Origin of the sequence: Yersinia kristensenii (assembly GCF_900460525.1) — a bacterium.
Classification (GTDB): domain Bacteria; phylum Pseudomonadota; class Gammaproteobacteria; order Enterobacterales; family Enterobacteriaceae; genus Yersinia; species Yersinia kristensenii.
Genome location: NZ_UHIY01000001.1, coordinates 559,251 through 571,347, shown reverse-complemented (window position 1 = coordinate 571,347; position 12,097 = coordinate 559,251). Strand labels below are relative to the sequence as shown.

Genomic DNA, 12,097 nt, shown 5'->3' with positions numbered 1-12,097 from the left:
GTAAATAACATAAATATCAAGATGATACGGCGTTATTTTTCTCAAATCCCTCCGCCGGTGTTAACCGGATCAGGTTCGACGGGTTTGCTCTCAGCAAAAACGTGCTGCGCCGTGGTTGATACAGCGTTGGGCAGTACTCGAAATCCTCACGTACTTCAAGTACGCTCCGGTTTCTCCGTGCTGTCCGCCACTGTCTGAACCCGGCTCGCTGTGTTTTTAACACTTGCGGCACCGGATTGAACTTGGCTAGCGATGTTCTTGCACCCCGTTGAGACGGCGCTATTGTAGAGTTTAATTGGGGCGGGCGAAAGCGAGTTTAGCCCTCTGGCGGCGTAAACCAGGCCGATTTGAAGTCAAACCAGCCGAGTGTGTTCATGCGCACCCCGCGCATACTGTGCTGCCCATATAATTCTAGCCAGTGATGGAACAGTGGGTGAAATTGATTCTGGCTGACCAAGCGCTGGCTCCATTCCGCCATCGGCAGGGCATTATTTCGCCATAATTCAACATCTTGGTGCAGTTTTTCATCCAGGCAATATTGCAGCAGTGGCAGCTCATACAAGGTGGCAAATAATGAGAAATCTAATGGCAGATAAAAATTGGCGCTGCCGAGCCAGATGTCGCTCTGCGCATCCCCCTGATACCAACTGACATAATCCACCACATTTATGAGCAATTTGACCCCATGTGCAGCTAATAATGTGGTCAAGGTTTGGCTGATAGCATCAAACTCTGAATGGTGACTGTAAAACGTCAGTGTCAGTTCGGTCAGACCTTCTGGTTTAGGTTCCAATACGGTGAGCCGGTTATGATGCCAGCGCGGCAACATGCCATAAGCCGGTGACCAGTAGCGCTGATAAAAGGGATCGGCATGGCTGAGTAGGGCGACGGGGGTGATGAGTTCACACAGCCAACGGCGGATGTCAGGATGGCAGGTTTGGGGTGAGCGCTGGTCGAATAGCAGAAAATAACAGCCTTCTTCCAGCCGACTTTCCAGCTCATTTTTACTGGTATCGTCAGCTTGCAATTGCACACCAGAATAAACCAATTCTTCAGACAGCTCCGGTAATACCCAAATATTGACCTCATCAATCAGTGCGCGAAAACCAAAATAATTATCAAATGCCTGAATTTTCAATTGGCTATGGTGATTTCGAATCACAGAATAAGGGCCTGTCCCGACCGGATGCCGACGAAAATCCGGCTGATTTTCCCACTCTTGCGGCAAGATCATGGCGTGCACACTGCCCAACAACCACGGCAACCAGTTATCCGGGGCGCTGAGATGCACATCAATCACATACGGCGTCGGCGAGCGCACTGCCGTGATATGCGAAAACAGCGGTTGGGGGATTAACCGAGTCAGGCTGGTAATCACATCATTCATTTCCAGCTCACGGCCATGATGAAAATGAATGGCTGGGCGCAAATAAAAGCGCCAATGTAATGGGCTGATGGCTTGCCAGTGATGAGATAAATCAGGTTCCAGTTCCCCATTTTCCTCATTTATCCGCGTCAGGCCGTTAAAAATCTGCCGCACCATATGAGTTTCTGAGCGGCGCAACGCGGTGCCGGGTAATAGGTTTTGTAATGGCCGGTAATAGAGCACCCGCAGAATATGTTTACCTTGCCGGAAGCTGCGCCCCAACTGGGATAGCAGCATTTGGCGCACCGCTTTTTTATCCCCGACCAACTGCACCAGTTGATCAATACTTTCTTGTTCCAACAACTCTTCGGCCCGCTGTTGTTGTAAGGCCAATCCGGAACAGAGGAAGGTCAGTTGTGAGCGCTTACCACGGCCGGCTTCCGCCTGCCAACTCAGCCAACCCTCTTGCTGCATACTGCCCAATAAAGAGCGCACATGGCGGCGCGAGCAACAGAGCACCTCAGCCAGCTCCTGCAAAGTGGTTTCTGTGGGCAAACCACTAAAACGCTGCCAAAGGCGAATAAACTGCTGTTGCAAGCGGGAAGTAGACATAAAAGGGGAACTCCTCGGCAAACTTCATCAATTTTTCTTTCCCTATATTACGCAGATACTGGCAACCATTGAAAGCAGGTTATCGTGCAATAGTGGCGAGGATCACCGCCAAGGGGAGGAATAAGATGATTTTCAACTTACAACGTTATTCCACTCATGACGGCCCCGGCATTCGCAGTGTGGTGTTCCTCAAAGGCTGCTCGCTGAGTTGCCGCTGGTGCCAAAACCCTGAAAGTCGTTCGCCTAAGCCAGAGGTGTTATTTGACCCTCGCTTGTGCTTATCAGGTTGCGATTTATGTCATCAGACTTGCCCGGAAGCAATCCAACGCATTGATAATAAACTTGTTATTCATCGTCAATTCTTGGCTGAAGACGACATTTCAGCACTGAAAGTTCGCTGCCCCAGTGGCGCGTTGACGGTGTGCGGCAGCCCAATGGATATCGACGCCACTATGGAGACTTTACTGCGCGATTTGCCATTTTATCGGCGCAGTGGCGGCGGGGTGACATTATCTGGCGGCGAACCTTTTATGCAGCCGGAAGTGGCCGCTGAATTATTGCAGCGCTGCCATCAGCTTGGCATTCATACCGCGGTTGAATCTTGTTTGCATACCCCGTGGCGCTATATCGCCCCCGCTTTACCCTGGTTGGATTTGATGCTGGCAGATTTGAAACACACCGATGAGCGCCGTTTTCAGCAGTGGACTGGCGGTTCGGCTAAGCGGGTCATGGATAACTTCCGCAAATTAGCGGCAGCAGGCACCCATATCACCGTAAGGGTGCCCTTAATCCCGGATTTCAATGCTGACCGTCGCTCAGTACAAGGGATTGTCGATTTTGCTGCGGATGAGATTGGGGTGAAAGAAATTCACTTCCTGCCTTATCACACACTGGGCATCCGCAAATATTCGCTGCTGGGTGAAAAGTATCTGGCGGCAAGTACACCTTTGGACTCTCCTGACCTACTGGCCTTCGCGGAAAGTTATGCCCGTGACAAGGGCCTGACGGCAATCTTAAGAGGATGACGCAATGACCACTCTTGATTTGGTAACCCTAAGCGAACGGACAAAACAGCATAAAAACGCGCTGATTCATATTGTAAAACCGCCAGTTTGTACTGAGCGGGCGTTGCATTATACCGAGGCTTATCAACAGCATCAGGATAAACCGCTGCCGGTTCGGCGGGCGTTGGCGCTGGCCCATCACTTACAGCAACGCACTGTTTGGATTAAAAATGATGAGCTGATTATTGGTAATCAGGCTAGCCAATTACGCGCTGCACCGATTTTCCCTGAATATACGGTGAGCTGGATTGAGAATGAAATTGACGAGCTGGCCGACCGCCCTGGTGCCGGTTTCTCAGTCAGTGAAGCCGACAAAACCGTATTACACCAACTGTGCCCGTGGTGGCGCGGACAAACAGTGCAAGACCGCTGCTACGGCATGTTTACTGATGAGCAAAAAGCGTTGCTGGCGACCGGCATTATAAAAGCCGAAGGCAATATGACCTCTGGCGATGCGCATTTGGCGGTTAACTTCCCGTTATTGCTGGAAAAAGGGCTGGATGGCCTGCGCAGTAAAGTTACGGAGCGCCGCTCCCGCTTGCAATTGACTGACTGGAGTGACCTACACAAAGAACAATTTCTGAAAGCCATTGATATCTCGCTGGCGGCGCTGAGCGAACATATTGAGCGCTACGCCGCGGTGGCTCGGCAAATGGTGCAGGAAGAAACGCGTGACTGGCGGTGCGTCGAGCTACAAAAAATCGCCGAAAACTGTGAGTTAATTGCTCATCAGCCGCCGCAAACTTTCTGGCAAGCCCTGCAATTGTGCTATTTCATTCAACTGATTTTACAAATTGAATCCAATGGTCATTCCGTCTCGTTTGGCCGTCTGGACCAATATTTGTATCCGTGGTATCGCCGCGATGTCGAACTGGAAAACACTCTCAGCCGCGAACAAGCGATTGAAATGCTGCATAGCTGCTGGTTGAAATTGTTGGAAGTGAACAAAATCCGCTCTGGCTCGCACTCCAAGGCCTCGGCGGGTAGCCCGCTTTATCAAAACGTCACTATCGGCGGGCAAAAATTAGTGCAGGGCAAAGCCATTGATGCGGTGAATCCGCTTTCTTATGCGGTGCTGGAGTCCTGTGGGCGTTTACGTTCAACCCAGCCCAATCTCAGTGTCCGCTATCATGCCGGTATCAGTGATGATTTCCTCGATGCTTGCGTGCAAGTCATTCGCTGCGGTTTTGGTATGCCCGCGTTCAATAATGATGAAATTGTTATTCCCGAATTTATCAAACTGGGTGTCGAGCCGCAGGATGCCTATGATTATGCCGCGATTGGCTGTATTGAAACCGCCGTCGGCGGCAAGTGGGGCTACCGCTGCACCGGCATGAGTTTCATTAACTTCGCCAGAGTGATGTTGGCGGCGCTGGAGCAAGGCCGCGATGCCACTTCCGGCCAAGTGTTCTTGCCGCAAGATCAAGGATTGTCGAAAGGCAACTTTAGCGATTTCTCTCAAGTCATGGCGCAATGGGATGCGCAGATTCGCTATTACACCCGCAAATCCATTGAAATAGAGTGTGTGGTGGACACTATATTGGAAGAGAACGCCCACGATATCGTCTGTTCGGCGCTGGTAGATGATTGCATTGAACGCGGCAAAAGTATCAAGCAGGGCGGGGCGCGTTACGACTGGGTTTCCGGCCTACAAGTCGGGATTGCCAATTTGGGTAACAGCCTGGCGGCAGTGCGCAAATTGGTGTTTGAACAACAACTTATTGGCCAACAGCAATTGGCCACGGCATTAGCCAATGATTTTGCTGGCCTGAATGGCGAGCAGCTACGCCAGCATTTGATTAATTCAGCGCCGAAATACGGCAATGATGTTGATGATGTCGACCAACTGTTAGTGCGGGCTTATCAGACTTACATTGATGAGCTGAAGCACTATCACAATACGCGTTTTGGTCGCGGCCCGATTGGCGGCACCTATTATGCCGGAACCTCGTCTATCTCTGCCAACGTGCCCTTTGGCGCAGCGACCATGGCAACCCCCGATGGCCGTAAAGCGCACAGCCCATTGGCGGAAGGGGCTAGCCCCGCGTCTGGCACAGACCATCTGGGGCCAACGGCAGTGTTTAACTCATTGTCAAAATTGCCCACAGCCTCGATTCTGGGCGGCGTGTTGCTCAATCAAAAATTGAACCCCTCGACATTAGATAATCCGCGTGACCGCGAAAAATTGATGATGATGTTGCGCACTTTCTTTGAGGAGTATCTGGGCTGGCATGTGCAATACAACATAGTGTCGCGTGAGACATTGCTGGAGGCCAAGCAGCACCCAGATCGCTACCGTGATTTAGTGGTCAGAGTCGCCGGTTACTCAGCATTTTTCACCGCGCTGTCGCCGGATGCGCAGGACGATATTATCGCCCGCACTGAACACACTTTGTAATCGAGTCATGCTTTACCGAGTCGCAAAAGTTTCTGAGTAATGGTGAGTTTCACCAGCCAGTGGTTTATGCCACTGGCTTTTTTTATTACCTTTCGCACTTGAAGCTGTGGCGTTGTTAGCTTCACGCTCTCACCCGAATCACTGGGATGTGAAATTAATGCGGCTTTTCTATTTTTCTCTATATAAATCTGCGCGCTTCTGTAGCATAGCGTTTAATTGTTGTTTCTGGCGCTGGAGCCTGGAATGAAATCTGCCTTAACCTTTTCCCGTCGTATTAATCCGGTTTTTCTCGCTTTCTTTGTGGTGGCTTTTCTCTCTGGTATTGCGGGTGCCTTGCAAGCTCCGACCTTAAGTCTGTTTTTAAGCACCGAAGTCAAAGTGCGGCCATTGTGGGTTGGGCTGTTTTACACCGTCAATGCGATTGCCGGGATTACCGTCAGCTTTGTGCTGGCCAAGCGCTCGGACTCGCGCGGGGATCGGCGCAAACTCATTATGGTTTGCTACTTAATGGCGGTAGGGAACTGCCTGTTATTTGCTTTTAATCGTGATTATCTGACCTTGATCACCGCCGGTGTGGTGCTGGCCGCTGTGGCTAACACCGCGATGCCGCAAATTTTCGCCTTGGCGCGTGAATATGCCGATAGCTCGGCTCGCGAAGTGGTGATGTTCAGCTCCATTATGCGTGCGCAGCTCTCATTAGCTTGGGTTATCGGGCCGCCGCTGTCATTTCTATTGGCGCTGAATTATGGCTTTACTCTGATGTTCAGCATTGCGGCCGGTATTTTTGTGCTGAGTGCGCTGGTGGTGTGGTTTATTCTGCCGTCGGTAAAGCGAGCGGAGCCGGTGGCAGATGCGCCTGTGGCGGCGCAAGTGAGCTTGTTTGCTGATAAAAACGTGTTGTTATTGTTTATTGCTTCAATGCTGATGTGGACTTGCAACACCATGTACATCATTGATATGCCTTTATATATCACCGCAAATTTGGGGTTGCCTGAGCGATTGGCGGGGTTATTGATGGGTACGGCGGCCGGGTTGGAAATCCCCATCATGTTATTGGCGGGTTATTCAGTCAGGCGTTTTGGTAAGCGCAAAATTATGCTGTTTGCGGTGCTGGCTGGCGTGCTGTTTTATACGGGGTTGGTGCTGTTTAAATTCAAAACCGCCCTGATGTTATTGCAGATTTTTAATGCCATTTTCATCGGCATTGTTGCCGGGATCGGCATGCTTTATTTTCAGGATTTAATGCCGGGCAGAGCGGGGGCGGCTACCACGCTGTTTACTAACAGTATTTCAACCGGGGTGATTCTGGCTGGGGTGCTGCAAGGGGTATTAACGGAAACCTGGGGACATGATTCGGTGTATGTCATGGCGATGATTCTCGCCACGCTCTCACTTATCATTTGTGCGCGAGTCAGAGAAGCTTAGCGCCCCGCAGGGCGCTGGATAGGAGAGGAGCGATGTGTTAATCGCCCGGACTAAAATCAATCTAATCATGGGAATACCCCAAAACCCAACACCGTGGTCTTGGGGGCAGTGGCTGTTTATTCGACGGGTTTTAACCGAGCAACAAAGTGGCGTAGAACTGGCGGTTCGTAGGTGAAAGTCAAACCTTTGATTTCCTCGGCGCGTGATTTGAGTGAAATCAGTGCATCCGCAATATAATCCATATGGTCATTGGTGTAGACCCGGCGCGGGATAGTCAGGCGCAGCAATTCCAATGGCGACGGTTTTTGTTTGCCGGTTTCCGGATCACGGCCTAGCAGCAATGAGCCAATTTCCACACTGCGGATCCCCGCCTCCAGATACAGGGCGTTATTCAGGGCTTGTGCCGGGAATTGTTCGGCTGGAATATGTGGCAGCAGGATTTTGGCATCAACAAATACTGCATGACCGCCAGTTGGATATTGAATCGGAATACCGCCTGCGCGTAGGCGCTCGCCCAAATACTCGACCTGACCAATACGGTAAGTCAGGAAGTCTTCATTCATTCCCTCTTCCAGCCCAATCGCCAGCGCTTCCATGTCGCGGCCAGCCAAACCACCATAAGTCACAAAACCCTCCATTGGTACGCAACGGATACGAACGTCGTTGAACAGGTCTTCATCGTTACGGAAACAGCATAAGCCGCCAATATTTACCATCGGGTCTTTTTTGGCTGACATGGTGAGCATGTCGCCATACTGATACATTTCCAGAATGATTTCTTTGATCGACTTATCGCCATAACCCGGCTCGCGCTGTTTGATAAACCAGGCGTTTTCACAGAAGCGGGCGGAATCAATCACCACCGGAATATTATGCTGTTGAGCAATTCGATATACTTCGCGCATATTACTCATTGAAACTGGCTGCCCGCCGGAGCTATTACAGGTGACGGTGGTAATAATTGACACCACATTGTCAGCACCATGCTCGGCAATAGTGGCTTGCAGTTGGTCTAAATCGAAATCCCCTTTCCAGTCATAATAAGCCACAGTATCAAAGGCTTTCGGAGTGACCACGTTGATAGCTTTCGCCCCATTCATCTCAACGTGAGCGGCGGTGGTATCAAAATGGAAGTTGGAAATAAAGACCGGGTTCTTGGCTCCCCCTGCTTTTTGTTTTTTGGCAATTAGACAAGGGAATAGAATTTGTTCCGCGCCGCGCCCTTGATGGGTTGGGATAGTAAATGGATAGCCAATCAGTTTTTTAACCTGGTCACACAAGTGATAATAGTTGCGCGAACCCGCATAGGACTCATCGCCCATCATTAATCCAGCCCACTGACGGTCACTCATCGCTCCGGTGCCAGAGTCAGTCAGTAAATCAATATAAATATCTTCACTGGGGAGTAAGAATGGGTTGTAGCCCGCCTCAATCAGTGCTTTTTCACGATCCTCCCGGTTAGTCATCCGAATATTTTCTACCATTTTAATACGGAAGGGTTCAGGAATGCGTTTCATAGCTTATAACTCCAAATACCTTTCGTACTTGAAGCCGCAGGGGCGTTAGCCGCCTACCTGCAACTCCAATGACTTTGGGCATATATTAAAAGTACAGTCATTTAGTGACGAGCGAAAATAACTATTCGCATTACCTATGACGGCAACAAAATAAATAAATGAGATTTTCAGCCGCAGCTGAATAAGCAATGGGGGAGTTAACGCGGGAAATCGTTGGCGAGGCGGTAATCTATATTAAACCAAGCTCGGCTATCGCCGGAGATGCGTGCTTTGTAACGCAATATAATGCGTGTCATAGGGCGACCTCTAGAGATGAATAGTCAATAACAGCATAGCGCGGTTGAAAAAATAAAAGGTGACCATCAGCACAAATTACAATCAATACAAAATATAGTAGAATTACTAATATTCATGCAATCCAATGGCTTGTGATACTGGTTTGTATTTAATTGATTATTATCATTTTTTGTTATTGCGCGAATATTAAATGGGAGGGGAATGAGCTTTTGATTAGAATTTTGATAGGTTTTGAATTGTTGGGTCAGGGGAGCCTGACACCAACAATATACTCACAAAGTAAACTAAAAATAATTAACGCAGAAATTCTGGCTGTTGTTTTTCGTAGGCTGAAATATTACTTTCATGCTGTAGTGTCAGGCCAATACTGTCTAAACCGTTAATCATGCAATGACGGCGGAAAGTATCGATTTCGAAAGAATAACTTTTCCCACCGGCATTTACTGTCTGGTGTTCTAAATCGACAATAAACTCGATGCCTTCATTCTCTTTAACCAACTTGAATAAAGTATCAATATCCGCTTCATTTAATGTGACCGGCAATAACTGGTTATTAAATGAATTGCCGTAAAAAATATCGGCAAAACTTGGGGCGATAACCACTCTAAAACCGAAGTCGGTCAGTGCCCAAGGCGCATGTTCACGTGATGAACCGCAGCCGAAGTTTTCGCGCGCTAACAAAATGGTCGCGCCCTGATAGCGCGGTTGGTTCAGCACAAATTCAGGGTTGGGCACTTTGCCGGCGTCATCGAGAAAACGCCAGTCGTTAAACAGATGTTGACCAAAGCCGGTGCGGGTCACTTTTTGCAAAAACTGTTTCGGGATAATCGCGTCAGTGTCGACGTTCGCCGCATCTAATGGAGCGACCAGACCCGTGTGTTGAGTAAATTTTGCCATGGTGGTATCTCCGATTAGTGGGTGGCGGCGGATAAGTCGCGGACATCAGCAAAGTGACCACTGACCGCCGCTGCGGCAGCCATTGCCGGGCTAACCAAATGGGTACGCCCTCCACGGCCTTGACGCCCTTCAAAGTTCCGGTTGCTGGTGGAAGCACAGCGCTCGCCGGGCTCCAGGCGGTCATTATTCATCGCCAAACACATAGAGCAGCCGGGTAAACGCCACTCAAAACCGGCTTCGATAAAGATTTTATCCAAACCTTCGGCTTCGGCCTGCGCTTTCACTGGGCCAGAGCCGGGCACCACAATCGCCTGCACGCCGGTCGCCACTTTACGGCCTTGTGCAATGGCGGCAGCAGCGCGCAAATCTTCAATACGCGAGTTGGTGCAAGAGCCAATAAAGACTTTATCAATCGTCACTTCGGTCAACTTGATTCCTGGGCGCAAGTCCATATAAGCCAAGGCTTTTTCTGCCGAGGCGCGCTCAACCGGATCACTGAAAGATTCCGGTGCTGGGATGATTTCATTCACCGCGATGACCTGGCCTGGGTTGGTGCCCCAAGTCACTTGTGGTGCAATCTCGGCAGCATCTAAGGTGACGACAGTATCAAATTTGGCGTCAGCATCAGATTTCAAGCTGCGCCAGTAGGCGACACCTTGTTCCCATTGCTCGCCAGTTGGCGCAAACTGCCGACCTTTCAAATAGTTAAAGGTGGTGTCGTCCGGTGCGACTAAACCGGCTTTCGCGCCCATTTCAATCGCCATATTGCACAAGGTCATCCGGCCTTCCATGCTCAGCGCTTCAATCGCGCTGCCACAGAACTCCACTACATGCCCGGTGCCACCGGCGCTGCCGGTTTTGCCGATGATCGCCAGCACGATATCTTTGGCGGTAATACCCGGACCAACCTCACCATTGACTTCAATTTTCATAGTCTTGGCGCGGCCCTGTTTCAGGGTTTGGGTGGCCAATACGTGCTCAACTTCTGAGGTGCCGATACCAAAGGCCAATGAGCCAAATGCGCCGTGGGTCGCGGTGTGGGAGTCACCACACACAATCGTCATCCCCGGCAGGGTCATACCTTGCTCTGGGCCAATCACATGGACGATACCCTGGAATGGGTGATTCAAGTCATATAAAGAGACGCCAAATTCAGCACAGTTTTTGATCAACTCTTGCATCTGAATCCGGGCCATTTCGCCGCTGGCATTGATATCTTTGGTTTGCGTAGAAACGTTGTGGTCCATGGTGGCAAAAGTTTTACCCGGCTGACGCACCGGGCGGCCCATGGCCCGCAAGCCGTCAAAGGCCTGCGGCGAGGTCACTTCATGCACTAAGTGACGATCGATATACAACAGCGGGGTTTCATTCGGCGCTTCGTGAACGATATGCGCATCATACAGTTTTTGATATAAGGTCTTGCCCATATTAAACCCCCTCCGCCACGAATTTAGCGATGATATCGCCCATTTCATTCGTGCCGATAGCTTTGCCATCACCGGCCAAATCAGCGGTGCGATAGCCTTGTTCCAATGCTTGATTGATGGCGTTTTCAATCGCGCCAGCGGCGTCGTCTTTACCCAAACTAAAGCGCAACAATAGAGCTAAAGACAGAATTTGCGCGATGGGGTTGGCAATGTTTTTGCCCGCGATATCTGGCGCAGAGCCGCCCGCAGGTTCATACAAACCAAAACCTTGCTCGTTCAGACTGGCGGATGGCAACATGCCCATGGAGCCAGTTATCATGGCGCATTCGTCTGACAAAATATCGCCAAACAAGTTGGAGCACAGCAACACGTCAAACTGGGATGGGTCTTTAATTAACTGCATGGTGGCGTTATCAATATACATATGGGATAACGCCACATCTGGATAATCGGCGGCAATGGCGGTGACGACTTCACGCCACAGAATCGAACTTTGCAGCACATTGGCTTTATCAATAGAGGTAACTTTGCCGCGGCGTTTACGGGCAGACTCAAAGGCAATGCGGGCAATACGTTCAATTTCAAAGCGGTGATAAACTTCAGTATCAAACGCACGTTCGTGCATACCCTGGCCTTCACGACCTTTTGGTTGACCGAAATAGATACCGCCAGTTAATTCGCGCACACACAGAATATCGAAACCTCGGGCGGCAATATCACTGCGCAATGGGCAGAAATCTTCTAAACCTTGATACAGACGAGCAGGTCGCAAGTTGCTGAATAATTTGAAGTGTTTGCGTAATGGTAACAACGCACCGCGCTCAGGTTGTTCAGCCGGTGGCAAATGTTCCCATTTTGGGCCGCCCACGGAGCCGAATAAAATGGCGTCAGCTTGCTCGCATCCGCTAACAGTTGCGGGTGGTAATGGGCTGCCATGACGGTCAATTGCCGCGCCCCCCACATCATAAGCGCTGGTTGAAATCTTGATACCAAAGCGCTGGCGCACTGCATCCAATACTTTATTCGCCTGAGCCATTACTTCAGGGCCAATACCGTCTCCGGGCAAAACGGCAATATGATAAGTTTGAGTCATG

The 12,097-nt window shown here is 50.2% G+C and carries 9 protein-coding genes, 1 other RNA gene and 1 riboswitch; of the genes, 4 read left to right on the top strand and 6 right to left on the bottom strand.

Annotation, left to right across the window (positions count from 1 at the left end):
• Positions 1-29: 29 nt before the first annotated feature.
• A riboswitch (TPP riboswitch) is annotated at positions 30-124 on the bottom strand.
• A 24-nt stretch (positions 125-148) separates the two neighbouring features.
• A non-coding RNA gene (locus tag DX162_RS02680) (sX9 sRNA) lies at positions 149-222 on the top strand.
• Positions 223-316: 94 nt separating this feature from the next.
• Here the strand turns inward: DX162_RS02680 and sgrR are convergent.
• Positions 317-1,978, bottom strand: coding sequence for an HTH-type transcriptional regulator SgrR (sgrR, locus tag DX162_RS02675; protein ID WP_098080989.1), 1,662 nt, complete (start codon positions 1,976-1,978; stop codon positions 317-319).
• A 125-nt stretch (positions 1,979-2,103) separates the two neighbouring features.
• Between sgrR and DX162_RS02670 the strand changes: the two genes are divergently transcribed.
• The 3 genes from DX162_RS02670 to DX162_RS02660 all read left to right on the top strand — a co-directional run bounded on the left by DX162_RS02670 (position 2,104) and on the right by DX162_RS02660 (position 6,865).
• Complete coding sequence (locus DX162_RS02670) at positions 2,104-3,003, top strand: glycyl-radical enzyme activating protein (protein ID WP_004388973.1); 900 nt, start codon at positions 2,104-2,106, stop codon at positions 3,001-3,003.
• 4 nt (positions 3,004-3,007) lie between these two features.
• Positions 3,008-5,440 (top strand): formate C-acetyltransferase/glycerol dehydratase family glycyl radical enzyme, encoded by a 2,433-nt coding sequence (locus DX162_RS02665; RefSeq protein ID WP_004388974.1) that lies wholly within the window; start codon positions 3,008-3,010, stop codon positions 5,438-5,440.
• A gap of 243 nt (positions 5,441-5,683) precedes the next feature.
• Positions 5,684-6,865, top strand: coding sequence for a sugar efflux transporter (locus DX162_RS02660; RefSeq protein ID WP_032819135.1), 1,182 nt, complete (start codon positions 5,684-5,686; stop codon positions 6,863-6,865).
• Positions 6,866-6,981: 116 nt separating this feature from the next.
• Here DX162_RS02660 and tnaA read toward each other — a convergent pair whose 3' ends face one another.
• The 5 genes from tnaA to leuB form a co-directional block, all read right to left on the bottom strand.
• Positions 6,982-8,382 carry a tryptophanase gene (gene tnaA, locus DX162_RS02655; protein ID WP_004388977.1) on the bottom strand — a complete coding sequence of 467 codons (1,401 nt, stop codon included), beginning with the start codon at positions 8,380-8,382 and terminating at the stop codon, positions 6,982-6,984.
• Between the two features lie 197 nt (positions 8,383-8,579).
• Complete coding sequence (gene tnaC, locus DX162_RS02650) at positions 8,580-8,678, bottom strand: tryptophanase leader peptide (RefSeq protein WP_071777574.1); 99 nt, start codon at positions 8,676-8,678, stop codon at positions 8,580-8,582.
• Between the two features lie 295 nt (positions 8,679-8,973).
• Complete coding sequence (gene leuD, locus DX162_RS02645; RefSeq protein WP_004388978.1) at positions 8,974-9,576, bottom strand: 3-isopropylmalate dehydratase small subunit; 603 nt, start codon at positions 9,574-9,576, stop codon at positions 8,974-8,976.
• 14 nt (positions 9,577-9,590) lie between these two features.
• A complete protein-coding gene (leuC, locus tag DX162_RS02640) occupies positions 9,591-11,003 on the bottom strand; it encodes a 3-isopropylmalate dehydratase large subunit (protein WP_004388979.1) in 1,413 nt (470 codons plus the stop codon).
• A 1-nt stretch (position 11,004) separates the two neighbouring features.
• Positions 11,005-12,096 (bottom strand): 3-isopropylmalate dehydrogenase, encoded by a 1,092-nt coding sequence (gene leuB / locus DX162_RS02635; RefSeq protein WP_004388980.1) that lies wholly within the window; start codon positions 12,094-12,096, stop codon positions 11,005-11,007.
• Position 12,097: the final 1 nt, after the last annotated feature.